Source organism: Cupriavidus sp. 05L310 (genome assembly GCF_056398185.1).
The window spans coordinates 82,244-106,832 of sequence record NZ_JBFTOX010000029.1; the positions used below are offsets into that span (position 1 = coordinate 82,244).

The 24,589-nt window shown below is 64.4% G+C and carries 24 protein-coding genes, 1 tRNA gene and 1 rRNA gene; 15 read left to right on the forward strand and 11 right to left on the reverse strand.

Annotated features, from left to right (window positions below; genetic code table 11):
• The first annotated feature begins 12 nt into the window (after positions 1 to 12).
• The 3 genes from AC1DS6_RS21575 to bluB all read left to right on the forward strand — a co-directional run bounded on the left by AC1DS6_RS21575 (position 13) and on the right by bluB (position 1,493).
• Positions 13 to 258, forward strand: coding sequence for a FitA-like ribbon-helix-helix domain-containing protein (locus AC1DS6_RS21575; protein ID WP_441634949.1), 246 nt, complete (start codon positions 13 to 15; stop codon positions 256 to 258).
• Complete coding sequence (locus AC1DS6_RS21580) at positions 255 to 674, forward strand: type II toxin-antitoxin system VapC family toxin (RefSeq protein ID WP_441634947.1); 420 nt, start codon at positions 255 to 257, stop codon at positions 672 to 674. The genes AC1DS6_RS21575 and AC1DS6_RS21580 overlap by 4 nt, the downstream gene beginning before the upstream one ends.
• Before the next feature lie 141 nt (positions 675 to 815).
• Positions 816 to 1,493: a 5,6-dimethylbenzimidazole synthase gene (gene bluB / locus AC1DS6_RS21585; protein ID WP_441634945.1), complete on the forward strand. Its 678-nt coding sequence runs from the start codon at positions 816 to 818 to the stop codon at positions 1,491 to 1,493.
• 7 nt (positions 1,494 to 1,500) lie between these two features.
• On the opposite strand, the gene AC1DS6_RS21590 is transcribed toward bluB, so the two are convergent.
• On the reverse strand, positions 1,501 to 1,971 hold the full coding sequence (locus tag AC1DS6_RS21590) for an Lrp/AsnC family transcriptional regulator (RefSeq protein ID WP_035864287.1): 471 nt from the start codon (positions 1,969 to 1,971) through the stop codon (positions 1,501 to 1,503).
• 128 nt (positions 1,972 to 2,099) lie between these two features.
• Between AC1DS6_RS21590 and AC1DS6_RS21595 the strand changes: the two genes are divergently transcribed.
• The 3 genes from AC1DS6_RS21595 to AC1DS6_RS21605 all read left to right on the forward strand — a co-directional run bounded on the left by AC1DS6_RS21595 (position 2,100) and on the right by AC1DS6_RS21605 (position 4,911).
• Complete coding sequence (locus AC1DS6_RS21595; RefSeq protein WP_477103042.1) at positions 2,100 to 2,471, forward strand: hypothetical protein; 372 nt, start codon at positions 2,100 to 2,102, stop codon at positions 2,469 to 2,471.
• A 123-nt stretch (positions 2,472 to 2,594) separates the two neighbouring features.
• On the forward strand, positions 2,595 to 3,518 hold the full coding sequence (locus tag AC1DS6_RS21600; protein ID WP_477103043.1) for a LysR substrate-binding domain-containing protein: 924 nt from the start codon (positions 2,595 to 2,597) through the stop codon (positions 3,516 to 3,518).
• Positions 3,519 to 3,660: 142 nt separating this feature from the next.
• Positions 3,661 to 4,911, forward strand: coding sequence for an MFS transporter (locus AC1DS6_RS21605; protein ID WP_477103044.1), 1,251 nt, complete (start codon positions 3,661 to 3,663; stop codon positions 4,909 to 4,911).
• Between the two features lie 11 nt (positions 4,912 to 4,922).
• On the opposite strand, the gene AC1DS6_RS21610 is transcribed toward AC1DS6_RS21605, so the two are convergent.
• Positions 4,923 to 5,645: an NUDIX hydrolase gene (locus AC1DS6_RS21610; RefSeq protein ID WP_441634937.1), complete on the reverse strand. Its 723-nt coding sequence runs from the start codon at positions 5,643 to 5,645 to the stop codon at positions 4,923 to 4,925.
• Between the two features lie 145 nt (positions 5,646 to 5,790).
• Here AC1DS6_RS21610 and AC1DS6_RS21615 point away from each other — a divergent pair, with 145 nt between their 5' ends.
• Positions 5,791 to 6,819: an SPFH domain-containing protein gene (locus AC1DS6_RS21615; protein ID WP_035864275.1), complete on the forward strand. Its 1,029-nt coding sequence runs from the start codon at positions 5,791 to 5,793 to the stop codon at positions 6,817 to 6,819.
• Positions 6,820 to 6,848: 29 nt separating this feature from the next.
• Positions 6,849 to 7,766 carry a diacylglycerol kinase catalytic domain-containing protein gene (locus AC1DS6_RS21620; protein ID WP_441634935.1) on the forward strand — a complete coding sequence of 306 codons (918 nt, stop codon included), beginning with the start codon at positions 6,849 to 6,851 and terminating at the stop codon, positions 7,764 to 7,766.
• A 24-nt stretch (positions 7,767 to 7,790) separates the two neighbouring features.
• Here AC1DS6_RS21620 and AC1DS6_RS21625 read toward each other — a convergent pair whose 3' ends face one another.
• A complete protein-coding gene (locus AC1DS6_RS21625; RefSeq protein ID WP_441634933.1) occupies positions 7,791 to 8,714 on the reverse strand; it encodes a LysR family transcriptional regulator in 924 nt (307 codons plus the stop codon).
• Between the two features lie 145 nt (positions 8,715 to 8,859).
• On the opposite strand from AC1DS6_RS21625, the gene metE reads away from it, so the two are divergent.
• Both metE and AC1DS6_RS21635 read left to right on the forward strand, forming a co-directional pair.
• A complete protein-coding gene (metE, locus tag AC1DS6_RS21630; RefSeq protein WP_441634931.1) occupies positions 8,860 to 11,247 on the forward strand; it encodes a 5-methyltetrahydropteroyltriglutamate--homocysteine S-methyltransferase in 2,388 nt (795 codons plus the stop codon).
• A 311-nt stretch (positions 11,248 to 11,558) separates the two neighbouring features.
• On the forward strand, positions 11,559 to 13,661 hold the full coding sequence (locus AC1DS6_RS21635; protein WP_441634929.1) for a TonB-dependent receptor family protein: 2,103 nt from the start codon (positions 11,559 to 11,561) through the stop codon (positions 13,659 to 13,661).
• A gap of 86 nt (positions 13,662 to 13,747) precedes the next feature.
• Here the strand turns inward: AC1DS6_RS21635 and AC1DS6_RS21640 are convergent, their stop codons facing one another.
• Positions 13,748 to 15,169, reverse strand: a complete 1,422-nt coding sequence (locus tag AC1DS6_RS21640) for a DUF1254 domain-containing protein (RefSeq protein WP_441634927.1) — start codon at positions 15,167 to 15,169, stop codon at positions 13,748 to 13,750.
• Between the two features lie 721 nt (positions 15,170 to 15,890).
• Here AC1DS6_RS21640 and AC1DS6_RS21645 point away from each other — a divergent pair.
• Positions 15,891 to 17,408: an MFS transporter gene (locus AC1DS6_RS21645; RefSeq protein ID WP_441634925.1), complete on the forward strand. Its 1,518-nt coding sequence runs from the start codon at positions 15,891 to 15,893 to the stop codon at positions 17,406 to 17,408.
• Between the two features lie 88 nt (positions 17,409 to 17,496).
• Positions 17,497 to 17,757 (forward strand): hypothetical protein, encoded by a 261-nt coding sequence (locus AC1DS6_RS21650; protein WP_441634923.1) that lies wholly within the window; start codon positions 17,497 to 17,499, stop codon positions 17,755 to 17,757.
• 66 nt (positions 17,758 to 17,823) lie between these two features.
• Here the strand turns inward: AC1DS6_RS21650 and AC1DS6_RS21655 are convergent, their stop codons facing one another.
• Entirely contained in the window at positions 17,824 to 18,084 is a 261-nt protein-coding gene (locus tag AC1DS6_RS21655; RefSeq protein WP_477103045.1) for a hypothetical protein, read from the reverse strand.
• A gap of 207 nt (positions 18,085 to 18,291) precedes the next feature.
• On the opposite strand from AC1DS6_RS21655, the gene AC1DS6_RS21660 reads away from it, so the two are divergent.
• Positions 18,292 to 19,269 carry a tripartite tricarboxylate transporter substrate binding protein gene (locus AC1DS6_RS21660; protein ID WP_441634919.1) on the forward strand — a complete coding sequence of 326 codons (978 nt, stop codon included), beginning with the start codon at positions 18,292 to 18,294 and terminating at the stop codon, positions 19,267 to 19,269.
• Between the two features lie 47 nt (positions 19,270 to 19,316).
• Here the strand turns inward: AC1DS6_RS21660 and AC1DS6_RS21665 are convergent, their stop codons facing one another.
• Both AC1DS6_RS21665 and AC1DS6_RS21670 read right to left on the reverse strand, forming a co-directional pair.
• Positions 19,317 to 20,255 (reverse strand): alpha/beta fold hydrolase, encoded by a 939-nt coding sequence (locus AC1DS6_RS21665; RefSeq protein WP_477103046.1) that lies wholly within the window; start codon positions 20,253 to 20,255, stop codon positions 19,317 to 19,319.
• Positions 20,256 to 20,268: 13 nt separating this feature from the next.
• Entirely contained in the window at positions 20,269 to 21,882 is a 1,614-nt protein-coding gene (locus AC1DS6_RS21670; protein WP_477103047.1) for a flavin-containing monooxygenase, read from the reverse strand.
• 193 nt (positions 21,883 to 22,075) lie between these two features.
• On the opposite strand from AC1DS6_RS21670, the gene AC1DS6_RS21675 reads away from it, so the two are divergent.
• Both AC1DS6_RS21675 and AC1DS6_RS21680 read left to right on the forward strand, forming a co-directional pair.
• A complete protein-coding gene (locus tag AC1DS6_RS21675) occupies positions 22,076 to 22,726 on the forward strand; it encodes a TetR/AcrR family transcriptional regulator (RefSeq protein ID WP_441634914.1) in 651 nt (216 codons plus the stop codon).
• A gap of 164 nt (positions 22,727 to 22,890) precedes the next feature.
• A complete protein-coding gene (locus tag AC1DS6_RS21680) occupies positions 22,891 to 23,076 on the forward strand; it encodes a hypothetical protein (protein ID WP_152561776.1) in 186 nt (61 codons plus the stop codon).
• Between the two features lie 64 nt (positions 23,077 to 23,140).
• On the opposite strand, the gene AC1DS6_RS21685 is transcribed toward AC1DS6_RS21680, so the two are convergent.
• The 4 genes from AC1DS6_RS21685 to rrf all read right to left on the reverse strand — a co-directional run.
• Positions 23,141 to 23,216, reverse strand: a tRNA-Met gene (locus AC1DS6_RS21685).
• A gap of 196 nt (positions 23,217 to 23,412) precedes the next feature.
• Complete coding sequence (locus tag AC1DS6_RS21690; RefSeq protein ID WP_441634910.1) at positions 23,413 to 23,625, reverse strand: hypothetical protein; 213 nt, start codon at positions 23,623 to 23,625, stop codon at positions 23,413 to 23,415.
• 127 nt (positions 23,626 to 23,752) lie between these two features.
• Entirely contained in the window at positions 23,753 to 24,328 is a 576-nt protein-coding gene (locus tag AC1DS6_RS21695) for a phasin family protein (protein ID WP_441634908.1), read from the reverse strand.
• A 169-nt stretch (positions 24,329 to 24,497) separates the two neighbouring features.
• Positions 24,498 to 24,589 (reverse strand): 5S ribosomal RNA (rrf, locus tag AC1DS6_RS21700); the annotation flags it as partial.

Consider the following 24,589-nt stretch of genomic DNA (forward strand, 5'->3'; position numbering starts at 1 on the left):
AGGAGACCGGATATGGCGACACTGACCATTCGCAATATTGATGAGGATCTCAAGGCACGTTTGCGCATTGAGGCCGCACAGCACGGTCGCTCAATGGAAGAGGAGGTTCGCGTCATCCTGCGTCGTGCCCTGAACAAAGCACCTGGCCCCGGCCCATTCGGAAGCCGGTTACACCAGCGCTTTGCAGGCCTGGCTGATCCGGGGATCGAGCTACCCCCACGCGAGGAACAGCCTCGGTCGGCGGATTTGCCCGAATGATCGTACTCGATACCAATGTAGTGTCGGAGTTCATGCGGGCACAGGCCGAGCCGGCTGTCATCGGATGGCTCGACCGGCACTCACAACATGAATATGCTGTAACGGCGGTGACCGTTGGCGAGCTTCTATTTGGCATTGCGCGCTTGCCGGAGGGGCGCAGAAAAAGCGGGCTACGAGAAGCAGCGCTCCAGATGCTCGAGGAAGAATTCGCGGGACTGGTGCTTCCATTCGACGAAGCGGCCGCCGTCCACTACGCCGCGCTGGTGTCCCAGCGGGCTCAAGCCGGACGCCCCATCAGCATGGCAGATGCCCAGATTGCGGCTATTTGCTCTCATCATGGCGCCGTACTTGCCACACGCAACGGAAAGGACTTCGAAGGAATTGGCCTGACTGTCGTGAATCCATGGATGGGTTGATAGCGAGCGCCAGCGGAGATGTCCAAGCCTGTGCCCTGACCGTTTATCCGCGCGAACAACATCGGCGATCTTCAGGTTCGCCCTCTTCGCTTGCCCGCCTCCGCACAGGATTACAATGCCGGCTTTGGCGTCCCTCACGCAATGCCCGCGACCATAGCCGACTGCCCTCCCGCCGTTTTCTCACCTGACGAGCAGCAGAGCTTCTACCGCCTCATCGCCTCGCGCCGCGACATGCGGCACTTCATTGCGGGGGCTTCGGTCGACGAGGCCGTCTTGCTGCGCCTCCTCCATGCCGCGCATAGCGCCCCCTCGGTTGGCCTGATGCAGCCGTGGCGCTTCATCCGTATCGCCAATCCCGCCCTGCGCGGGGAAATTGCCGCCCTGGTCGAGGCCGAACGGCAGAACACGGCGATGGCGCTGGGCGAGCGTGACGGCGAGTTCCTGCGCCTGAAAGTGGAAGGCGTGCGCGAATGCGCCGAGCTATTGGTGGTTGCGCTGGCGCCCGACGATGGCACCGTGTTTGGCCGGCGCACCATGCCGCGCGAGATGGCGCTATGCTCCGCCGCCTGCGCCATTGAAAACCTCTGGCTGGCGGCGCGCGTGGAGAATCTCGGGCTGGGCTGGGTTTCGATGTTCGCGCCGGACGCGCTCGCCACGCTGCTGAAGCTGCCGCCGGGCGCGCAGCCTATCGCCATTCTCTGCCTGGGGCCGGTGCAGGCCTTTTATCCCGCGCCGATGCTGGAAGTGGAAGGCTGGCGGCAGGGGCGCCCGCTGGCAGCCATGATGTCCACCGATACCTGGAATCAGCCTGACGCCTGAAGCGCTCTCAAGGCGCGACCGACGGCTCCCGCTTCATGCAACGCAGCACAAAGGTGGAATGGCTGTGCCGCAAACCCGGCAGCTTGTAGAGCTTGTGGCGCAGGAACTCCTCGTAGCCTTCGGTGCCCGCCACCGCCACCTTGATCAGGTAATCGTATTCGCCGGTCAGCAGGTAGGCTTCCATCACTTCCGGCAGTTCGGCCAGCGCTTCCCCGAAGCGATCCAGCATGTCGTCATCGTGCCGGTCCAGCGTGACTTCGATCAGCACGGTATCGGGCAAGCCGAGCGCCTTCTGGTTCAGCAGCGCCGCATAGCCCTCGATCACCCCGCTTTCCTCCAGGGCACGCACGCGGTTCCAGCAGGGCGTGGGCGACAAGCCGACCTGCTCGGCCAGCTTGAGATTGGAGAGCCGGCCATCGCGCCGCAACGCACGCAGGATGCGCCGGTCCGTTTCATCGAGCTTCGGGGTGGTTGCCATGGTTTTTGCCACTACAAGAGATGAAGTTACTGCTCAATCTATCATATATAGATAATCCATCTCCAAATTACGCAAAACCGAAGACAATAAAGAAGCTCATTCTGGGGCCCCGCTGGTAAATTTGCCGCATGAACTTCACACCCGCCTCCCCCACCGGTGCCGACGCCATGCCTACCCTGAACCTCGCAGTGCAACTCGAACGCAGCGACCTTTTCAGCGCCATCGAATGGACGCTCGCCAACGCCCGCCGCACCGGGCTGCGCCTGCTCGACATGCGCTTCGGCCACGCGGCGGCGCCCCACCAGCTCACGCTGTCGGTCGCCGCCGGCGATGCGAACCTGCTGGATCTGTTCGTCAAGCGGCTGGAAAACGGCGCCGATGTGCTCGACGTGCAGGAAGTGCTGGAAGTGCTCGAAGTGCCGGATGCCCCCGCGCCGGCAAAACGCGCCGTACCGGCGGCGCAGCCGGTCGCCATGGAATCTTCGCTAGAATGCATCTGAGCCGCCGATGCCGGAAATGGTCAGCGCGCGGCTCGGTGACGCCCGCTCCGGGCGCCGTCCCCTGCGCCGCGGTGCCTCCACATCGCGGCGGATACCGTGCCAGCCGGTCGTTCGGAATGCGTCATGCCACGTCGTTTGCCGCCGCTCTCATCCCTTCGCTTATTTGAAGCCGCCGGGCGCCACCAGAGCTTCAAGCTCGCTGCCGCGGAGTTGAGCGTCACGCCAAGCGCGGTGAGCCACGGGATCGTCGGACTGGAGCAGTCGCTCGGCGTCGAGCTCTTTATCCGCGAGCCCCGCGGGCTGTCCCTGACGCCGGCGGGCGCGGACTACCTGACCTACGTGTCCAAGGCATTCTCCCTGCTCGAAACCGGGACACAGCGCCTGCCGAACCAACGGGAAAACCGCACGATCGCCGTGAGCTGCGCGCCCACCCTGGCATCGCGTTGGCTGTTGCCGCGCCTGCATGGCTTTCGCGCGCGGTGGCCGGATATCAATGTCACCGTCGACACCTCGCAGCGGCTGGTCGGTTTTCCCGCCGACGGGTTCGATTTCGCCATCCGGATGAGCCGGGCCCCCACCGCTGGCGCTTGCTGGACCCGGCTGTTCGGCGAGCAGCTGGTCCCGGTATGTAGCCCGGCCTATCGCGACAGCTTGCTCGATGCAAACGGCACCATGGACCTTCGGCGCGCGACGCTGATCCACGTCAACCCCGCGAGCGAAGACTGGCAGGCCTGGCTGGATGCCGCGCACATTGCCGGGATCGCGTCATCCGGCGGTTTGCGCTTCGATACGATCCAGCTGGCCTTCGAAGCGGCCAGCGCGGGCCTTGGCGTCGCGCTGGGCAGGCGGCCGCTGGTCGACAGCGATCTCGCCAGCGGGGCGCTGGTCGAAATCGGGCCCGAAGTGGTCTCCGCCCGGACCGCCTACTGGCTGGTAAGTGCGGCGGGCGCGGATCACCGGCCCGACCTCTCCGGCTTCAGGCAGTGGCTGCTGAGCGAAGCCGGGGCCTTCGAGGACAGCGCCTCGGCCGCCGTTTCAATTCCATAGCAAAGCCACAGGCAAAGCCGGCGCATCGCGCACCGATCCGCGATAGCACAGGTGAATTTCCCTCACCTGTCGTCAAGATCTTTTCCTTTGCCGCATCGCTCCTCCGCTGCCAGTATTGGCGGCACGAGGAGGGCCAAACACCATGTTGACGGCACCCAGCAGGCAAGCTGCATCTTTAACGCACCCGGCAACGCTCGTCGTTGTGTCGGCGGCGCTCATCCTGAGCGTCGTCATGGGTATCCGGCAGACCTTCGGGCTATTTATCGGGCCACTGTCGTTCGACCGCGGGATGCCTGTCACCGTGATCGCGTTCGCGATCGCGCTTCACAATCTGGCGTGGGGATTCGCGCAACCGTTCGCGGGTGCCGCGGCCGACCGATACGGGTCCGCGCCGGTGGTTGCCGCCGGCGCGCTCAGCATTGCCGCCGGCCTGGCACTCGCGGCCATGGCACCGTCGGGCGCCATGCTAGTCGTCGGCATCGGCCTGCTGTTCGGCATCGGGATCAGTTGCACCAGCTTCGGCGTCGTCCTGTCGGCGGTTGGCCGCATGGCATCCCCCGAGAAGCGCAGCATGGCGATGGGCCTGGCGAGTGCCGGCGGATCGCTCGGCCAGGTCCTCATGGTTCCGCTTGCGCAGGCGGTGCGGGAAACATCGGGCGTATCGGCGTCGCTGTTCGTATTCGCGCTCCTGATGCTCGTGGTGGCGCCATTCGGGATCCTTCTGGACCGCCGGGATGCGTGCCGCGCGCCACTGGCGGAGCCGCAGGCGTTTTCCCTGCGTGAAGTCTTGTCCAGGGCGTGCAGGCACCCCGGCTATCGCCTTCTCACCATTGGCTTCTTCGCCTGCGGATTCCAGCTTGCCTTTATCGCCACGCATTTGCCGGGCTATCTGACGCTCTGCCATATGCCCATGGGACTGGGGGCGACGGCGCTGGCCCTGATCGGGCTGTTCAATATGCTGGGAAGCTGGGCATGTGGCTGGCTGGGCGGCCGCTTTCGCCAGCAGTACGTGCTGGGCTGGCTCTACCTGGTCCGGTGCGTGGCCATCGGCGCCTTCCTGCTGGTGCCGAAGACCTCCGCCTCGGTCGTTATCTTCGCCGCCGTGATGGGCCTGACCTGGCTGGGGACCGTGCCGCTGACGAGCGGGCTGGTGGCGAAGATCTTCGGCACACGCCACCTGGGAACGCTGTTCGGCGTCTGCTTCCTGAGCCATCAGGCCGGCTCGTTCCTGGGTGCATGGCTAGGCGGCTTCGTCTTTGACGTGACCGGTTCCTATTCGCTGGTATGGGGCGCCACGGCAGTCGCCGGGCTGCTGGCGGCGATATTGCACTTCCCCATCGACGATACCGTGATGGGCATCCCTGCCCTTCGATCGGATCCGGCGCCAACGTAGCCAGCGGACATTCACGCGCGCTCGCGCTGCTCGAAACTCCGCGTGAAATAGACCAGCCCGGACTGCGCTCGCAACCGGTAGAGCGAAGCCGGGCGCCGCCCGGTTTCCTTCTGCGTGCCGAGCTCTTCCAACAGGCCCGCCGCCAGCATGCGGGTCCGGAAAGCCTTTTTCTCCAGCGGCCGGCCCAGCACGAGTTCATAGACGTGCTGCAGCTCGCCAAGCGTAAAGTCCGGCGGCAACAGGTGCGCGGGCAGCGAAGTGTATTCGGTCTTGCCGCGCACGCGCCCAAGCGCCGCGCCCAGGAGGTCGGCGTGATCGAAGGCCAGCGGCACGGACACGCCGTCGCCCTCCACCGGCGCCCAGCGCAGGTCGGCGGCATTGCCGCCCTTCTGCGGGGCCAGGGTGGCATCGGCCAGCAAGGCCATGTACACATGGGTGGTGGACCAGCCGCGCGGATCGCGCTTGGCGCTGCCCCAGCTGCCCACCTGTTCCAGATACGGGCTATTCACTCCGGTCTTCTCCGCCAGCTTGCGCAGCGCGCACCCCTGCAGATCCTGATCCCGTTCGATGTCCACGAAACCGCCCGGCAGGGCCCATTGCCCGGGGAAAGGCTCGCCTTGCAACTGCGGGCGCTGCACGAGCAGCACCTGCAAGGCCCCGGCACGGATGGTAAGGATGACCACGTCCACGGTGGTCAGCGGGCGCCCGAAGGCGGGCGCGGCGGGCTTCGTCATAGGGCTGTGCGCTCCTTGCGGCAGGTTGTTCAGGCCGGATTATAAGTTGACAAGTGTCACAGCCCCACTTATATTAGTGGTACAGACACACTTAATACCCGCCACCGAATGCGGGCAATCAAAGACACCACGCGAAAGGACCACCATGTTCGGCATCCGATTCATCAAGGCAGATCCCACCACCTACCTGATGCAGATGAAGAGCGGCAAGATCGTCCGCGAAGGCAGCGGCCAGTCGTTCTACTACTACGCGCCCACCACCTCGCTGGTGGCGGTGCCGGTGGGCAGCCAGATCCTGCCCTACATCTTCGAGCTGATCACCACCGATTTCCAGTCCGTCACGGTGCAGGGCAATCTCTCCTATCGCATCGCAGAGCCGCGCAAGACAGCCGCCATGCTCAATTTCGCGCTCAAGCCGGATGGCCGCAACTACATTTCCGAGGATCCGCAGAACTTGCGCACCCGCGTCGAAGGCGTGGTGGAAGTGCTGGTGCAGCAGGCCGTTAGCGCGGAAACGCTGCGCTCCGCCCTGCAGGCCTCGGACCGCATGGCGCGCCAGGTCGAAGGCGCGCTCAAGAGCCAGCCGGACGTGCTCGCTTTAGGGCTGGAAATCCTCTCGTTCTCGATGGTGGCCGTCAAGCCGCGCGCCGAAACCGCGCGCGCCCTGGAAGCCGAAGTCCGCGAACAAATCCTGAAAGCCGCCGACGACGCCATCTACGCGCGCCGTAACGCCGCGGTGGAAAACGAACGCGCCATCAAGGAGAGCGAGCTCGACACTGAAGTCGCCGTGGAACTCAAGCAGCGCACCATCCGCGAGACGCAGATGGAAGCCGAAGCCGCGGTGCAAAAGAAGCAGGCCGAACTCGAAGCCAGTGGCATGGAAGCGCAGATCGCGCTGGAAGCGCGCCGCAAGGAATTCGTGGGCCTGGAGGCCGATAACACCCGCACCACCGCCGAGGCCGAGGCACACCGCCTTGGCGCCGTGATGCAGGCGCTGCAGGGCGCAGACGCGCGCATCGTGCAGGCGCTGGCCGCATCGGGCATGGCCCCAGGCCAGTTGATCGCGCAGGCCTTTGGCGGCATTGCCGACAAGGCGGAGCGGATCGGGCAGCTGAACATGTCGCCGGAGCTGCTGCAGTCGCTGCTGGCACCGCAGGCCAAGGGCCGCGGCTGAGACCATACGGGACAAAGGGAGCAAGACACATGGGCACAGCCGCCGATCGCAAGGTAGTGCTGGTGACGCGCAAGACGCGGCTGGAAGAACTGCTGGCGCGCTACCACTCGCTGGCGCAGGCACGCTTCTACCTGGAGCACCTGGGCGCGGACATCACCGATTACCGGCGCGAGCACGACACCTACCTGGCCGCGCGCGAGCAGGTCGCCGCCGTGCTGTCGCGCTACCTGCGCAGGCAGGTGGTGGACCGCCAGTTCCTGCCTAATTTCCTGTTCGGCCCGGACGACATCGTCGTCGCGCTGGGCCAGGACGGCCTGGTCGCCAACACCATGAAGTACCTCAATGGCCAGCCGTTGCTCGGCGTGAATCCCGACCCGGCGCGCTATGACGGCGTGTTGTTGCCGTTCCAGGCTGGCGACCTCGCGCGCGTGCTGGCCGAGGCGATGCAGGATCGCCGCCCTGCACGGCCAGTCACCATGGCGCGCGCCGAGTTGTCGGACCAGCAGGTGCTGTACGCGGTCAACGACTTCTTTATCGGCCCGCGCAGCCACACCTCGGCGCGTTATGAGGTCCGGCTCGGCGCGCAGTGCGAGGTGCAATCGTCGAGCGGGGTCATTGTCTCGACCGGGCTCGGCTCTACGGCCTGGCTCAAGAGCATCGTCACCGGCGCGCGCGCCATCGCGCAGGCGGACGCACCGTATCAGGCCTTGCCGTGGGATACCGACCGGCTGGTATTTGCCGTGCGCGAGCCCTTTCCCAGCCGCGCCACCGATGCCACCCTGGTGTATGGCGACATCCCGCGCGGCGAGCAGATCGTGCTGCGCTCGCTGATGCCCGAGTCCGGCGTGATCTTCAGCGATGGCATCGAAGCGGATTTCCTGCAGTTCAATGCGGGCACCGAGGCACGCATCGGCGTGGCGGAGCGCAGCGGGCAACTGGTGCAATAGCGGCGGCGCGCGCTGCTGTCCGCGCTATGCAAGCTCCGGCAGCAGTTCGATCCCGTCCAGCTCGGCGGCACAGGTATCGCGCACGATAGAGACAAAATCGCGCACATAGGGCCGCTCCGCCAGCGCGGCCGGCGTGGTCGCATACAGCTCGCTCCACAAACCCTTGGCGCCAATCCGCTTGGCCAGCACATAGTCGTGGTCGACGTAGTTCTTCACGCCCCAGTTGGGCAGCGCGGCCACGCCGCGGCGGCTGGCCACCAGTTGCAGCACCGCCACCGTCAGCTCGGCCGTGCGCCGCTGCAGCTTGATGCCGGCGGGCTCCAGCACTTCGCGGATCAGGTCGATGCGCTGCTCCGGCACCGGGTAGGTGATCAGGGTTTCGCCGGCCAGGTCGGCCGCCTCGATCCGGCGCTTGTTGCGCAGCCGGTGCTCGTTGGCGATCACCGCCAGAATCTCGAAGCGAAACAGCGGCGCCACCGCCAGTCCGCGCTTGGCCGGCGGCAGCGAGCCGATGACCATGTCGGTGCGTCCCTCGGCCAGCAAGGCCAGCGGATCGGCGTGGAACCCCGCCACCAGGTCCACCTCCACTTCCGGCCAGCGCCGGCGGAACTCGTCCATCACGGGCATCAGCCAGTCGAAGCAGGTATGGCACTCCAGCACGATGCGCAACTCCCCGCGCGTATCGCCTTTGAGCCGGGCTAGATCGCGTTCGGCCGTGCTGATGGCGGCAAGCGTCTCGCGGGCCAGCGCCAGCAGCCGTTCGCCGGCCGGGGTAAAGCGCAGGCCCTGGCGGGTACGGTCGAACAGCGGCAGGCCGTAGTGCGCCTCAATGCCCTTGATCTGGTGGGACAGCGCCGACTGGCTCACATGCACGCGCTCGGCGGCCGAGGCCAGCTTGCCTGACTCGGCGATCGCCACCAGGGAGCGCAGGTGCCTGACTTCGATCACGGCTGGCTCCTGCGTTGGGCCGGGCAGCGCCTGGTCGTATTGATATGAAATTTATTCATACGTTGATTAAATCTTATCGCTTGATTCATTTTACTCCGGATTCCAAACTGGGCGCCATCGTCACATCTCACATACGGAGCATTGCATGGCACGCACCCATATCCCCGGCTTTCCCCGCATCGGCGCGCAGCGCGAACTGAAGTTCGCCCAGGAGGCCTTCTGGCGCGGCGAAACCGACGAAGCCAGCCTGCGCCAGGTGGCGGCCGGGCTGCGCCAGCGTCACTGGCAGTCGCAGGCGCAAGCCGGGCTGGACAGCGTCGCGGTGGGCGACTTCGCCTACTACGACCAGGTGTTGAGCCTGAGTGCGTTGCTTGGCGCCCTGCCCGCGCGTTTCGGCTTCGACCCCGGGCAACTGAGCCTGGCGCAGTATTTCGAGCTGGCCCGCGGCAACAAGGCGCAGCCCGCCATGGAAATGACCAAGTGGTTCGACACCAACTACCACTACCTGGTCCCCGAACTCGCACCCGATACCCGCTTCGATGGCGGCGTGGACTGGTTCTTCGATGAAGTGGAAGAAGCGCTGGCGCTGGGCCTGACGGCCAAGCCGGTGCTGATCGGGCCGGTCACCTACCTGTGGCTGTCCAAGACGCATGTCGACGGCTTCGACCGCCTGAGCCTGCTGCCCGGCCTGGTGGCCGCTTATGGCCGCATCCTGGCCCGCCTGCGCGAGCGCGGCATCGAATGGGTGCAGATCGACGAGCCGGCGCTGTGCCTGGACCTGGCGCCGGCGTGGCTCGATGCGTATGACGGCGCCTACGCCGAACTGGCCGGCTCCGGCGTAAAGCTGCTCCTTGCCACCTATTTCGACAGCGCCGCCGACCACGCGGCACGCGCTGCCGCCCTGCCGGTGCAAGGCTTCCACATCGACCTGGTGCGCGCGCCGCGGCAGCTCGACGCCTGGCGCAAGGTGCTGCCGGCCAATGCGGTGCTATCCGCCGGCGTGATCGACGGCCGCAATATCTGGCGCACCGACCTGCGCCGCGCGCTGGCCATCCTGGCGCCGCTGCACGCCGAACTCGGCGAGCGCCTGTGGGTCGCGCCGTCCTGCTCGCTGCTGCACGTGCCGGTTTCTCTCGATGCCGAGCACAAGCTCGATGCGGAGATCAAGACCTGGCTGGCCTTCGCCACCGAAAAGCTGGCCGAAGTGAAAGTGCTGGCGCGCGCGCTGAATGAAGGCGAGGCCGCGGTAGCCGCCGAGCTTGCCGCTACCGATGCCGCACTCACCTCGCGCCGCAGCTCGCGCCGCGTGGTCAACCAGCAGGTGCAGGCACGCGTCGCGGCGGTCAGCGCCGCCATGGCGGAACGCAAGAGCCCCTTCCAGACCCGCATCGAACGCCAGCGCGCCGCGCTGCAGCTGCCGGCGCTGCCGACCACCACGATCGGCTCCTTCCCGCAGACGACCGCGATCCGCCAGACGCGCGCCGCCTACCGCCGCGGCGAGATCGGCGCGCTGGACTACCTGCAACGCATCCGTGCGGAAATCGAGACCGCGGTGCGCAAGCAGGAAGCCCTGGGACTGGACGTGCTGGTGCACGGCGAAGCCGAGCGCAACGACATGGTCGAGTATTTCGGCGAGCAACTGTGCGGCTACACCTTCACCGAGAACGGCTGGGTGCAGAGCTATGGTTCACGCTGCGTCAAGCCGCCCGTGATCTACGGCGATGTGTACCGCCCCGAGCCGATGACGGTGGAAACCACGCGCTATGCGCAATCACTGACCGAGCGTCCGATGAAGGGCATGCTGACGGGTCCCGTCACCATGCTGCAATGGTCTTTCGTGCGCGACGACCAGCCGCGCGCCACCACCACTTTGCAACTCGCGCTGGCCATCCGCGATGAAGTCTCCGACCTGGAGCAGGCCGGCATCCGCATCATCCAGATCGACGAACCCGCCTTGCGCGAAGGCTTGCCGCTGCGCAAGGGCGACTGGGCAGCGTACCTGGAATGGGCGGTGCACGCGTTCAAGATCTCGGCCGCATCGGTGGCGGACGAAACGCAGATCCACACGCATATGTGCTATGCCGAATTTAATGACATCCTGCCCGCCATCGCCGCGCTGGATGCCGACGTGATCACCATCGAGACCTCGCGCTCGGCCATGGAACTACTCGAAGGCTTTGGTGCGTTCGACTATCCCAACGAGATCGGACCGGGCGTGTACGACATCCACTCGCCGCGCGTGCCGAGCGTGGAAGCCATCACGCACCTGCTCGAACGGGCTTGCGAGGTCATCCCGCCGCAACGCCTGTGGGTCAATCCGGACTGCGGGCTGAAGACGCGCGCGTGGCCGGAAACCGAAGCCGCGCTGGCCAATATGGTGGCCGCCGCGCGCAGCCTGCGCGAGCAGATCGGCAAGACGGGCGCCCCCACCTGGCAGCGCACCACCCGCCGGGCGGGCCTCGGCGGACACGCGGCACAGCATGGCACGGGCCACGCAGCGGGCTGTGTCGATTGCGTGAGCCACGCGGCCTGAGCAACCCGGCATCGAATGAAGCCGGCTTAGATCGAATTAAATCGAATTAAATCGAATTAAATCGAGTTAGCAAATACGTCAGCCAGCTTTCCGGTGTGCGAAGCATGCCGGAAAGTTGGCTGTTTTTTGTTTCCCGACGGGTAAAAGGAACGGCTTCGCCCTGCCGTCCACATCGCCGGATGTGCCCTGGTGCAATTAATGCGGCACTGTGTCACATAGCGCGCGGCAGGGGGTCTTCCGTATCGTACGCGCCTATCCAAGCACGACGAAAAGGCGCGGCCCCAAGCAGGTCCGGCGTCACAAGGGAAAACATGAAACGAGCCAGACACTGGAAGCGGCGTGCCGCCGCCCTGCCCGCCGCGGCATTCACCAGCGCCGCCCTCGCACAAGCCGCCAGCCCGGCCCCGGCGGACGCCGCTGTCACACTGCCCATAACCACAGTGACAGCCAAGGCGCCGGGATCGCTGACCGTGCCGAATGTCCAGCAGCAGAAACAGGCGCTGGACCAGACGGCCGGCTCGGTAGGCTTTGTCGACGCTGCGTCCTACAGCGACACTTACGCCAGCAACCTGCGCGACGTCCTCAAGGATGCGCCAGGGGTTTATGTGCAGGAGCGCTACGGCCAGGAACTCCGGCTATCCGTTCGAGGGTCGGGCATTGCGCGCGGCTATCACACGCGCGGCCTCGAAATCCTGCAAGACGGCATTCCCACCAACTTCGCGGATGGCAGCGGCGACTTTTACCAGATCGATCCGCTCGGCCTGAGCGCCGCGGAAATCTACAAGGGCGGCAATGGGCTGGCTTATGGCAGCACCACGCTGGGTGGCGCCATCAACTTCACCACGCCCACCGCGCTGACCGCCGACGCGCCCAACCAGTTGCGCGTGGACGGCGGCAGCTTCGGCACCGTGCGCGCCAGCGGCCAGGTCTCGCGCCAGATCGGCGCTTTCGATTTCCTGGCCAACCTGAGCGTCAACCACGCCGATGGCTACCGCGCTCATGAGCGCGGCCAGTACGAGCAGTTCAATGCCAACTTCGGCTACCGCTTCAGCCCGGCGGTGGAAACGCGCTTCTACCTCGGTGCCTATATCGTCGACCAGAAGCTGCCCGGCTCGCTATCGTTGTCCGATGCACTGAACAATCCGACGAAGGCCTCGCCCGCCGCGGTGGCCGGCGACCAGGCGCGCAATACGCGTACCGAGCGCGTTGCCAACGTGACCACCGTCAAGCTCGACAGCGGCCAGCTCGATTTCACCACCTGGGTCATCCACAAGAGCCTGTACCACCCGATCTTCCAGGTCATCGACCAGGACTCCTGGACTTACGGGTTCGCCCCGCGCTACACCGGCACGCAGACCGTTGGCGGCCTGCGCAACCAGCTTATCGTCGGCGCGCGCTTCTTCGGTGGCAACAACGATGCGCGCCAGTACATCAACAACGCGGGCAACCGTGGCGCCCAGACGCTCAATGCGGCGCAGGACGCGTATAACTACGAGGCCTATCTCGAAGACCGTCTTTACGTAACGCCGACTGTCGCGCTGATGGCGGGCGCCAAGGCTTACCGCAATGTCCGCAACTACCATGACTACGGCGGTCTGCCGGCCGACCCTACAGCCAAGTCCGACAGCGTCGCCTATAGCGGCGTGAACCCCAAGTTCGGCGTGCTGTGGGAGCCGGTTCGCGACGTGCAGGCCTTTGCCGACATCACGCGCAGCGCGGACGTGCCCGACTTCACCGACCTGACCCAGACCTTCGCGGCCACCACCCGTTTCGTGCCGCTGAGCGCCCAGCACGGCTGGACGCTGGAACTGGGCACGCGCGGCAAGCGCGAGCGATTCTCCTGGGACGTGACCGCGTACCGCTCGCTGGTACGCGACCAACTGCTGCAATACACCACAAACCCGAATATCCCGGCCGCCACCTTCAACGCCAACCGCACCACGCTGCAAGGCGTGGAGCTTGGCGTCTCGAGCGACGTGCTACAAAACGTGTTCGGCTCGGGCGACAAGCTCACGCTGTCGCAACTGTGGAACTACAGCGACTTCCGCTTCGACAACGATCCGCAGTACGGCAATAACCGCATCGCCGGCGTGCCCGAGCACGTGCTGCGCACCACCATCGCCTACAGCCGCGCGGCCGGGCTGCGCGTGGCCGGCACCATCGACTGGGTGCCGGGCGGCGCCTATGTCGACTACGCCAACACGCTGCGCGCACCCGGCTATGCGCTGTTTGGCCTGCAAGCCAGCTATGAATTCCAGCGCGGCGTGACAGTCTTCCTCGACGCGCGCAACCTCGGCGACAAGCGCTATGTGAGCGACTTCAGCACCGTGACCGATGCCCGGACCGCAAACACCATGGTGTTCTACCCGGGTTCCGGCCGCGCGCTCTACGCCGGCATCAAATACAAGTTCTGAGCCGGCAGGCAGTTCGCTGGCATCCTGATGAGAAAAACCCGCCAAGGCGGGTTTTTCTCATTCCTGTGGCTGAAACCGCCCGGAAATCAATCCACCCGTTCCACCGCGGGCGCGTTCCATGCACCGTCCAGCATCGCTTGCCGGGGCCAATACACGCGAAGCGTCAGGTTGAAGGCGTCTGGCGGCGCCGGCAGCCAGTTGGCGGCGCGGCTGCCCTGCGGGCGGGCGTTCTGGATAAAGATATCGAGCGAGCCGTCGCGGTTATACCTGAGCCGGTCGCGGTCGCCGATGGCGTAGCGGCCAAGGGGATTGGCGACGAATGCCTGTTTGCTGTTGTAGAGGGTCAATGACCAGAAGGCATCGGTCGGCGGCATCTGGCCCTTGTTGAAATGCATCCGGTAGCGATGCGCGCCACTCAGCGGCTGGCCCGCGGCATCCACGCGCGTAATGGGGTAGAGCGCGTCCTCCGGCAAATTGGCGCCCAGCCCCACCCATGCCACCACCGCACGCTTGCCATAGGACGTACCGTAATTGCCGAGATCCCGGTGCACGGTCCATTGAATCCCCGGCTCGCCGCCGCGCCTGGCGGCTGCGACGATGCCCGCCAGGGCGGTCGTGGCGCCTTCCTGCACCGCGCGCGCCGTCGAGGGCTCCATCGCAGTTACGGAGAATGGCATGCCCGGGACGATGCCGAGCTTCTTGGTCGATTCCACCATGGCGGCGTCGGCCGCCGCGGGCGGATTGGCGGGCAGCAGCGCTGCGAAACGCGTGAAGAACGCCTGCGCGTCCATGGCTGCCACCTGCTCCACAGGTGGCGTCTCCACGTCCACGGCAACCGCTTCGGTCAGGCTTGGCTGCGTGGCCTTGGGCCGCGCCTTGCCACCCCGCTGCCATGCCGAGAGCGGCATCAGCCGATACTGGTCTTGCAAGTGGCGGACCGCCGCATAATCCTGCTTGCCGTTGGTCTGGGTACGGCCAATCAGCCACACCATATCCGTGGGGGCGCGAATTTCCTTTACACCCGCTGGCAATGTGCCTTTCCATTTAGGACCGGTTACGGCAAACACAGCCCGCTTGGTACCGGTGGTACGCTTGCCTGGAGACGCGAAGACATTGGTCCATGCGTCCATCAGCGGCATCAGGTAATAGCGGCCGTGTGTATCGGGCAGCGACAGGATCACCGGCTCGGCGGACAAGTCCAGCCATGCCGTCGAATAAAGCGTATCCGCATTCGGGCTGACCACCTCGGTGAAAGAAGCGTCCGGGAAGCTGCGCTTGTGCGAGAAAGTATTGACGGGCGTGCGCGCTGTCATGACTTCGCGCGTCACATCCATCAGCACCAGTGGATAGGCGTAGACGAATACCTCGGTCGACAAGGCCTTGTTGGCCGCATCGGACGGCAGCGAGGAGGCTTGCGGCACGGCGGACGATTGCGGGCCCGTGGCACAGGCGGACAACAGCAGACCGAGCGCAAGCGCACTCGTTATTCGGCGTAGCGAAATCATCATGACCCCGGTTCCTCGTCGGACTGGCGACCTTCCACGCGCTATCGCCGACGAACGGACGACATCCTTGCGCGGAGGTGCGATTATTTTCCCCGAGCGATGATGTTCCGCAGCAAGGTACTTGTCAATTAAACCACGGTGAACAATGCGGGGAAGCGAACCAACACCCGTTACGCCGCGCCTCGTCCCGGCATACTCGCGCCGCGTCTTGCCCTCCGCTTTCCGGCCAATCCGGCAGCCTGAGTCAAGACAATATGTTGTCGGGCGGGAATACAGGCGTATGAACCGCCTCTCCGGCAGAGCCTGGATCTTTCCGCACGGGACTGCAGCGATTCGCCCCACCGTCAAGGCGTGCATTATCTCGATAATGCGCAGAATAATAATCCCAGCGCGAACCGTTTCGATAACGTAGACCCGTGCGCGGTATCACCATTGGCGCGCAAACTCGCGCCCAATATCCGGGCATCGTTCAGGGATATAACCATTTGCCGTGAGCCGGACGGCGCCAGGGCGGCATGGCGCGCGCCGAGCGATTGTCGCCACGACGCACGGCGGTCCTGAAACACGCTCCCGATGTTCGGCTTGGGCGCTCCGCTCATTTGGCCGATACTGGGAATGCTGGCCGTCCTCGCTCGCCGCACGGTGCTTCGGCCCGGCTTGCCCCAGCGTCCAGATGCGAGCGGACCGGACCGCGGATTGCATTCACGCGATGGACGAGACCGTCATGGCAACTGGCAGCGCGACGTTGGCCAAGCACCCCGATCTGTCACCGGCGCAGGTATATCTCTTTGCGTTCACGCTGGGCTGCGCTACTGGCGTGGATTTCGTGGCGTCATCCATGATGGGCGTCGCCGGTACGCACATCCGGGGCGGCATCCACGCCTCGCCGGAGGATTTTCTCTGGAGCCTCACGTCCTATGCCGCCGCGGCCATGGCCGCCAACCTGGTGCTGCGGCGCATCGCGCAGGACATCAGTTATCGCGGCTATACCCTGCTCGGCCTGGCCATCGCCACCGTGGGCGCCGTACTGTGCACCGTTTGCAATACGCCACTGGAACTGAGCCTGGCGCGCGCCGTGCAAGGTTTCGGCGCCGGCGGCTTGTTCACCGCCTCACGCATCATCATCCAGCTGGTGGCGGCCCGCGAAGAGCGCCGCCCTCTCTTTCTCGGCTTCAATGCCGGCGGCATGGGCCTGGCGGCGCTGGCCCCGTGGCTCACGGCGGTGCTGGTGGAGGATGCGAGCTGGCGGATGATCTTCGCGGTGCAGGCAGGCATGTCGGCCGCGGCGATCCTGCTGGTGTTCGTCTCGTACCCACGACGGCTCGCGGCATCGCTTGCACCGTGGGAAGTGGACGTCGGCGGCATGGATTGGATTACAGTGATCTTGCTGGGCACGGGCGCGCTGGTCCTGCTGCACGGGCTGGGCGACCTGCGCTTCTATGAGTTGACCAGTTCGCCATCGGTGGCTATCACCCCTCTCGCCGGACTGGCGCTTGTTGCGGGCGTCTTCATCCACCAGCACCGCCATCCCGATCCCTGGCTCAATCCCAAGCTGTTGTTCGGCCGCCGCTACCTGGTCGGGCTAGGCTTCTACACCCTGTACTACTTCCTCAACGGACTGTGGGGATATGTAGTGCCCAGCACGCTGCAGTCCGGGCTGGGCTTCACGTTCCAGACCGCGGGCAAGGTCCTGACCATCACCGGGCTGATCGGTTTTGCGGGTCTTTGCGCCTTTACCTATGCGGGCACGAGGCTGAAGGGGCAGCGGCGCTACATCGCCCTGGGCTATTTCATGTTTGCCGGCGCGGCCTGGCTCCTGAGCCAGCGGATGATGCCGGGGGCATCCATGGCCGTCCTGCTGCCGGCCCTGACGCTGCAGAGCCTGACCACGCCCTTCATCCTGGCACTGGTGGCAGGCCTGACCTATGCGGACTTCAGTGTCGAGGATTTTGCGCACGCGTATCAGTTCAAGAACATCATGCGCCAGATCGCAACGGCCGGCGGCACCGGCGTAGCCAGCCTGTGGCTCCAGTACGGCGAGGCAATGGCGCGCACGCAACTGGTGGCCCGGATCACCCCGTTCGACCTGCCCGACGGCTTCGATGCCGCCACGCTGACACGCTGGTCGGCACTGATCGACCAACAAGCGCAGTTGATTGCGGTGAGCAATCTCTTCGCGCTGCTGGCCTTCGCCTGCGTGGGTGTGGCACTGGTTGCCGTGGCGCAGCGGGCGCTGCGGTAAATCACGCGAATACTACACAGTCATGGACGCACCGCGCTCCAAAATCCCCCAAAGCGGCGGGATTATGAGTCAGCAAAGGGACTCTACAATGCTGCAGCGCGGCGCAGATGCCACGCCAGCCAGCCGTACAGGACGCATGACCATGATGTATTACGTTCTCGGATTTTTACTCTTCGAAGCTTTGTGGTTCTTCCCATTCAGGAAGGTCTTCAAGGCCGCGCATTTTGGTGGGCTGTACGCCTACCTGGCGCTGATCCCGCTCATCGGCCCACTGCTCTGCATCTGGATCCTCGCGGCCCGCCCCTGGCCGCTCAAGACCAAGCTCGTGCGCACGTTCTCCCAGACCTGACACGCACGAGTTGCCAATCCCGGGCCGGCATGCGCCTGGCGCCAGACAAATCGCCAGGCGAAGGTTTCAGAAGTCGTGCTCTTCCAGCAACACGGGGTTCAGCGAGCGGTCCGCGGACCATTTCGCCCATGCCGCCTCCTGGATACGGCCAAGATTCCGCTCGAAAATACCCAGGTGGCTGCCGATCTGGCCCTGGGCCAGCGCATCGAGTGCCGAACGCGACACAAAGCCACTGCCTGCCACGCCGTCCGCCACGATGGAGAAGCCGATGAGCTCGCCATCTTCGGACGGGGCTGGAGTGTGTATCTGGAAGGCAGTCGACATCATTTGCTCACTTTGAATCGGAGACAGGATCCTAGCATGGCCGGCCTGACGCAATAGCGCCAGGGGCCCGGCCCGGGCCACCCGCACATTCATGCACGCCGTCATGGGAAGGGTATCGCCCGATTCCATCATCGGCCCCTCCTCCATGAGTATCCTCCTTACGCATTGAAAAGAGCACTTATCTGCTCATCACCGTCAGGAGGCACAAGCATGGATCGTCGTCATTTCCTTACCGCCGCGGTAGCCGCCGCGGCTGTCGGCTCTGCCCCCGCGTTTGCCAATAGCTGGCCGAGTCGTCCGCTGCGCCTGGTCGTAGCCTATCCCGCCGGCGGCGGTACCGATGTGGTGGCGCGGTTGTTCGCCGACTTCCTTGGCAAGTCCCTCGGCCAGTCGGTGGTCGTGGAAAACAAGCCCGGCGGCGCAACCATTCCCGCGACGCTGGACGTGATTCGCGCCAAACCGGATGGCCACACGCTGCTAATGACGCTCGGCTCCTCGGCTACCTCCGGCGCGCATATCAACAAGGTGCCCTATGACCCCCTCACGGACCTGACGGCACTGGCCGAAGCGGCGCGCGCGCCGGTGCTGCTGGTGGCAACCAAGAATGCGCCCTTCTCCACGCTCGCCGAGATGATCGCGTATTCCAAGAGCGCCAAAGCGCCACTGCATTCGGCTTCCTACGGCCCGGGCACGTCGTCGCACTTTGGCCCGCTGCTGCTCAACAAGCTCGCCGGCAGCAGGCTGGAGCCGGTGTTGTATAAAGGCTCGGCGCCCGCCACGCAAGACCTCGTGGGCGGCGTGGTGCCAGTGATGATCGACGGGCTGACCACCGCGGTACCGCTGTACCAGTCCGGCAAGACCAAGGCTCTGGCCATCACCACGCCGGAACGCTCGGACATGGCGCCGGGTGTTCCCACGTTCCGCGAGCAGGGATTTCCGGGCATGGAGCAATTGAGCGGCTACTTCGCGTTGTTCGGTCCCAAGGCCATGCCACCGGATGTCGTCGCCGCGGTCTCGGTGGCCATCCAGAAAGTGCTGACTGATTCGGCCTATCACAAGCGGCTGTTCGCGGTCGGTGTATTGCCGCCGCAGTCCATTACGCCGCCGGCCTTCGCCGCCCAGGTCAAGGCAGACTATTTACGCTGGGGGGAATTCATCAAGGAGATCGGCTTTACCATCGACGCTTAAGCCGCGGTGCTGGCGCGTGCGCAACGCGCGCGCCGGTGGTGCCGTCGTCAGAGCCGCGCGGCAGCCGCCGTGACCCAAGCCGCGGTCTTATCCGGAATCGTGACCGGCAGCATGTGCCCGCCCGGCACGAGTTCCAGATCCAGCGCCGGCAGTTTGTCCTTCATCGCCTTGCCGTGCGCCTGCCAGTCAAGCACGGCGTCGGCGGTCCCATACAGGATGCTGATCGGCAGGGTCAGCGATGCGTAGCGCTGCGCCATGCCGGGGAGATCCTCCGCCACGCTGACCATATCGGACGACGCGGCGTAGAAACTGCCGGGCCGCAGGCCAAGCAGCCCGCCACCGGCAATCGCAAAATCCTTGGGCGGCTGATCGGGGCTGAAAACCGTATCGAGCATTGCCCGCCCGCGCAAGATGGACCTGGGTACCGCCCATGTCCACGCGATGGCGCGACGCAGCGTGGCGGACGAGATCGACAACGCGCGGAACATGGGCGGCACGCCCTCCACCGGATGGGTCAGCGGCGCGATCAGGGCGAGGCCGCCGACCGCGCCGGGATGATCGAGTGCAACGCCCAGGGCAACCGCGCCACCCAGGGAATGGCCAACCAGCAGGGGATTCTCCACGCCGAGCGCCCGGATGAACTTGGCCACGACCGCGCTTTGCGCGCTCAGGCGGGCCGACATCGCCGCTGGCCTGGTCGAGTACCCCGAACCCGGCCGGTCGACCAGGATGACGCGGAACCGGCTGGTCAGCCGCTCCAGCAAGGAGTGCGAGAAATTCCCGGTCTGCCCGCCCAACCCGTGAACCATGACAATGACGGGGCCCTGGCCCTTGTCGATGTAATGAAGCCGGGCACCATCGATCTCAATGAACTTGCCCTTGGGCGGCAGCGCCTTTTCCACCTTGTGCGCGATGAGTCCGGTAAATGCCACCAACCCAAGCAAAACAATCCCACCGATGGCAATGCAGGCAATCAATATGGCCATTGCGTCTATCCTTTCAACTGTTAACGGAATCGGCGGTCATGCCGGCAGCCACCGCCGGGCCGGGCCGCATGGCGTCCGCGCCGGCGCGGCCGAACGCCATCTCGCTGTCCACGACCCTGCCGAACTTCAGGGCCATCAGGTCGAACAGGTAGTTCTGGTGGACCTTCCAGGGCCGCCTGGAACCCTGCTTGGGCAAAATGTTGCTGGCGCGCCGGACATAGCCGGAACTCAGCGACAACGAAGACTCCTCACCGGCAGACGGATCCGTGCGGCGCGGTGCGCACCACGCATGGCCATGCGCGTCCATATGATTGAGCAGGCGGCACACGTAGGTCGACGACAATTCCGCCTTCAGGGTCCAGGAGGCGTTCACATAGCCCATGGCGACCGCCAGGTTCGGCATGTCACTGTACATCATGCCCTTGTACATAAAGGCCTGCGCCGGGTTCATCGGGGTTCCGTCCACCTCGATCTTCATCCCGCCCGCCACCTTCAGTTGGAGTCCGGTGGCCGTCACGATGACATCGGCATCGAGCCGCTCGCCTGAGCGCAACTGCAGTCCGGTCTCGGTGAACGATTCGATCTGGTCGGTGACTACCGACGCCTTGCCGGAACGAATGGATTTGAAGAGATCGGAGTCCGGCACAAGGCAGAGCCGCTGGTCCCACGGCTTATAGGACGGCGTGAAATGCTTGTCGACATCGTAGTCCGGGCCGAGCTGCGCGCGCACACCCTTGAGGATTTTCTGCTTGACCAGATCCGGCTTCTTGCGCGACAGATTGTAGAAATACATGCCCAACAGGACGTTTTTCCAGCGCGTGACACGATGGGCCATCCCCGCCGGCAAACGCCGCTGCAACCATGCGGAAACGGCATCGCTCGACGGCCGTGCCACGATGTAGGTTGGCGAACGCTGCAGCATGGTCACATGGGCCGCGCGCTCCGCCATCGCCGGCAGCAGCGTGACGGCGGTCGCGCCGCTGCCAATTACGACCACGCGCTTGCCGTCATACGCCAAGTCAGACGGCCAGTGCTGCGGATGCACGATCTTGCCGCCGAAGCGCTCCATGCCAGGCCAGCCTGGCATATAGCCATCGGCGTAATCGTAGTAGCCACTGCACAGGTAAAGAAAGCTGCAGGTAAAACGGACCGGCGTGCCATGCGGACCGGCCGTTGCCTCGACTGTCCATCGCGCGGTCTCGGTCGACCACGACGCCTGCGTGGCGCAGTGGCCAAAGCGGATATGCCGCTCGATGCCGAATTCCCGGGCCGTACCGCGGATGTACGCCAGGATGGAGTCGCCATCGGCGATCGACTTTTCACTGCGCCAGGGGCGGAAACTGAAGCCGAGCGTATACATGTCCGAGTCCGAACGCACGCCGGGATAGCGAAAGAGGTCCCAGGTACCGCCGATCGCCTCGCGCCCTTCCAGGATGGCGAAGCTCTTGCCGGGGCAACTGGTTTGCAGGTGGTAACCAGCGCAAATACCGGAAAGCCCCGCCCCAACGATCAGCACATCGACGTGTTGCGCCGCGCCTTCATTTGCGGCGTGCCCCGCCTTCAACGCTTCGGCCGACGTGCCGGCATGGGCCTGGGAATGCGGATGTTCCGCGTTGCCTGATAGCATCGATAGTCTCCTGTTGACCAAACCGGGCCGGACGCTTGCCGCGCCGAATTATCAAGGTGCATCCGTGTTGTCTTCAGACTAGACTAGGGTGTTCACCCTAATTAATCAACCGGGATTGCCAGATCTAGGGCTTACCCCTAAGACCCAGCGAAGCAAACATGCAGATGACGAAACATGACAGGATTGGCCGGCCATGACGGCGGAAGGTGCGCCGGCCCGGCGTCCCAAGACGCGCGAGCGCATTCTGGATGCCTGCCTGAGCCTGTTCAACGAGCGCGGCCCGGTCGTGGTCACCACTGCGGAAATCGCGTCGTCGGTTGGCATCCAGGAGGGCAACCTCTACTACCACTTCCACCGGAAGGAGCAAATTCTCGAGGCACTCTTCGACGATTTCGAGCGGGCGCTACGTGAGACCTCGGTAGCGGATCTGGCGCAGGGCGATGACCCCGGCCGTTTTGCAAGCTACCTGAGCGGTTGGTTCAGCCTGATGTGGGAGTGGCGCTTCTTTTATCGCGACGCGGCGTCCATCCGTGGCCTTGCACCGGCATTGCGATCACGCAGCGAATTGCTGGCCAACGATGGGCAGCATCATGTCCGGCGCGTGTTCGGCTGCATGGAATCCGCTGGACTGTTGCGTGCCACGCCCGAGCAACTTGACCAGTTGGTCGTCAACACCTGGATCGTGTCTACCTACTGGATCGACTATCTCCGGTCCCGTCATGGAATTGATTCCATCAAGCGGGAACACATCAGTTGGGGGGCGTCACAGGTGATGAGCCTGTTCTCGCCATATATGACGAAAACGGGGACGGCACTACTGAATATTCAGGGGGCGCGGGATTGACGACACCCATGACGCCATCTCTGCGGACGGCGGCATGGCGATCCCCACCATGGCCATCGCCATTGACGACATGCAGGAAAGCGAAATCGGTCTAAGGTGAAAGCTTGCCCCGCCTGCGCCATGACGGCACCCGGGATTCCTTGAGTCACTTACCGGAGAGGAACATGACAGTGACGCTCAGGTATTGGTCTGAAGACGGCGATGAGGAAACCGTCGATGTATCGTCAGTACAACTCCTGTCGCAGATGACACCCCACCCTCCTTCGCCATTGCCGAAGAGCGCCCCGGCCAGCGAAAAGAAGCCTGAAAAGTGGACCATCCCAGACGACCCCCCAGGTGATTTCGCCTAGCGCGCATGCGGCGGCAGGCCAAGCAAAAAGCCCGTGCGGCATGAACCGGACGGGCTTTTGGTGTTGGTTGCGGGGGCAGGACTTGAACCTGCGACCTTCGGGTTATGAGCCCGACGAGCTGCCAACTGCTCCACCCCGCGAAAGAGAATATACGCGGATTAAGAGCATCTGGATACCCCTAATACAAAAAGAACTGGAAAGTGCTAAGGCAAGCGGCCATTTGCGTAAGCAAGCGGCGTCTGATCCATGTGGCAAGTGAAGGACAACTGGCCTCGCGTGCGCCACATGTACATCGCACCTGCTCCACACTCGCCTGGAAAATATCTCCAAAAACGCTCAGCCATTGCCGTCTATCCACAGCTTCGCCCATTCATAGGCCGCCACCTTCGCGTCGGCGGACGAGGCATGATTGCGGCCAATCGACCTGGCATCCTGCACTACCGCCCCATCCTCCCAGATCGCGCACGACGCAATGTGCAATCCGTCCTTGATCGTCTTGCAGTAGACGTGGACGACATAGCCTTTGTATTCCGTGGTGCCGCTTTCCATCTGCGTCCTAGCTCCATTTCCATTTCGATGGATGCTAGCACGCGGCGCCTGCACAGCCCGGTGTCACAAGCGTCGTGCGGGCGAACCGGCCGCAGGCCGGTCGCATTCCAGCCGCTTGATCAGCGGATCAAGCGGCGGTCGACTTCTTGGCTGCCGCGCCAGCGGTGGCGCCTTCCTGCTCGGCGGCCTTGCTAGTGGCGACGGCTGCGGCCTGGAGAGTGCTTTCAGCAGTTTCAACGGCCTGCTTGGTTGCCTTCTGCACTGACTCGTAGGCGTTGTTGGCGGCGCTGATCGCGGACTTTACGATGGCAACGGTCGACTCGGCGCCTGCGGGCGCATTCTTGGCGAAGCTCTCGACGAGGGCCTGTATCTTCTTCGAGTTTTCAGCCAGTTGGACTTCGGCGACCTTGGTGAACTCTGACTGGGTCTCCGAGGCAATGTCGTACACGTGGCGGCTATACGCCATGGCTTTTTCGGCAATCGGCTGGACCAACGAGGCATGGATGGCCAGGATCTCCTGGGCATCCTTCGCGGCGAGCGCCTTCCTGGCGTTATCCACGTTTTCGGTGAAAGTCGTCTTGACCACTTGCAGGTTCAGTTCGACCAGCTTCTCAATACCTTCGAAGGCTTTGGTGGTCAGGCCGAACAGCGTTTCCACATTAGCCTTATGGACAGCCGCGACTTGTTCCGGGGTGAAGTTCATGCTGGTCTCCATGGGTTAGGTTCAACACTGTGCAAGGTAGGCTGTTTTGATGTCAAAGACATGACGCAGCCGACTTTCGCCGATCAGCCGTGATCGCGACGGATGACAATTTCGAAGCCGCAAAAGCAAAACCCCCCAGTACTTTCGTACTGGGGGGTTTCAAGGGAGAGCCTGGCGATTACCTACTTTCACACGGGTATCCGCACTATCATCGGCGTGGAGTCGTTTCACGGTCCTGTTCGGGATGGGAAGGGGTGGTTC

What these genes read in the sequence shown, in the direction of transcription:
- AC1DS6_RS21575 (WP_441634949.1), top strand. Translation starts at nt 13, where the DNA reads ATGGCGACACTGACCATTCGCAATATTGATGAGGATCTCAAGGCACGT.
- AC1DS6_RS21580 (WP_441634947.1), top strand. Translation starts at nt 255, where the DNA reads ATGATCGTACTCGATACCAATGTAGTGTCGGAGTTCATGCGGGCACAG.
- bluB (WP_441634945.1), top strand. Translation starts at nt 816, where the DNA reads ATGCCCGCGACCATAGCCGACTGCCCTCCCGCCGTTTTCTCACCTGAC.
- AC1DS6_RS21590 (WP_035864287.1), bottom strand. Translation starts at nt 1,971, where the DNA reads ATGGCAACCACCCCGAAGCTCGATGAAACGGACCGGCGCATCCTGCGT.
- AC1DS6_RS21595 (WP_477103042.1), top strand. Translation starts at nt 2,100, where the DNA reads ATGAACTTCACACCCGCCTCCCCCACCGGTGCCGACGCCATGCCTACC.
- AC1DS6_RS21600 (WP_477103043.1), top strand. Translation starts at nt 2,595, where the DNA reads ATGCCACGTCGTTTGCCGCCGCTCTCATCCCTTCGCTTATTTGAAGCC.
- AC1DS6_RS21605 (WP_477103044.1), top strand. Translation starts at nt 3,661, where the DNA reads ATGTTGACGGCACCCAGCAGGCAAGCTGCATCTTTAACGCACCCGGCA.
- AC1DS6_RS21610 (WP_441634937.1), bottom strand. Translation starts at nt 5,645, where the DNA reads ATGACGAAGCCCGCCGCGCCCGCCTTCGGGCGCCCGCTGACCACCGTG.
- AC1DS6_RS21615 (WP_035864275.1), top strand. Translation starts at nt 5,791, where the DNA reads ATGTTCGGCATCCGATTCATCAAGGCAGATCCCACCACCTACCTGATG.
- AC1DS6_RS21620 (WP_441634935.1), top strand. Translation starts at nt 6,849, where the DNA reads ATGGGCACAGCCGCCGATCGCAAGGTAGTGCTGGTGACGCGCAAGACG.
- metE (WP_441634931.1), top strand. Translation starts at nt 8,860, where the DNA reads ATGGCACGCACCCATATCCCCGGCTTTCCCCGCATCGGCGCGCAGCGC.
- AC1DS6_RS21635 (WP_441634929.1), top strand. Translation starts at nt 11,559, where the DNA reads ATGAAACGAGCCAGACACTGGAAGCGGCGTGCCGCCGCCCTGCCCGCC.
- AC1DS6_RS21640 (WP_441634927.1), bottom strand. Translation starts at nt 15,169, where the DNA reads ATGATGATTTCGCTACGCCGAATAACGAGTGCGCTTGCGCTCGGTCTG.
- AC1DS6_RS21645 (WP_441634925.1), top strand. Translation starts at nt 15,891, where the DNA reads ATGGCAACTGGCAGCGCGACGTTGGCCAAGCACCCCGATCTGTCACCG.
- AC1DS6_RS21650 (WP_441634923.1), top strand. Translation starts at nt 17,497, where the DNA reads ATGCTGCAGCGCGGCGCAGATGCCACGCCAGCCAGCCGTACAGGACGC.
- AC1DS6_RS21655 (WP_477103045.1), bottom strand. Translation starts at nt 18,084, where the DNA reads ATGATGTCGACTGCCTTCCAGATACACACTCCAGCCCCGTCCGAAGAT.
- AC1DS6_RS21660 (WP_441634919.1), top strand. Translation starts at nt 18,292, where the DNA reads ATGGATCGTCGTCATTTCCTTACCGCCGCGGTAGCCGCCGCGGCTGTC.
- AC1DS6_RS21665 (WP_477103046.1), bottom strand. Translation starts at nt 20,255, where the DNA reads ATGGCCATATTGATTGCCTGCATTGCCATCGGTGGGATTGTTTTGCTT.
- AC1DS6_RS21670 (WP_477103047.1), bottom strand. Translation starts at nt 21,882, where the DNA reads ATGCTATCAGGCAACGCGGAACATCCGCATTCCCAGGCCCATGCCGGC.
- AC1DS6_RS21675 (WP_441634914.1), top strand. Translation starts at nt 22,076, where the DNA reads ATGACGGCGGAAGGTGCGCCGGCCCGGCGTCCCAAGACGCGCGAGCGC.
- AC1DS6_RS21680 (WP_152561776.1), top strand. Translation starts at nt 22,891, where the DNA reads ATGACAGTGACGCTCAGGTATTGGTCTGAAGACGGCGATGAGGAAACC.
- AC1DS6_RS21690 (WP_441634910.1), bottom strand. Translation starts at nt 23,625, where the DNA reads ATGGAAAGCGGCACCACGGAATACAAAGGCTATGTCGTCCACGTCTAC.
- AC1DS6_RS21695 (WP_441634908.1), bottom strand. Translation starts at nt 24,328, where the DNA reads ATGAACTTCACCCCGGAACAAGTCGCGGCTGTCCATAAGGCTAATGTG.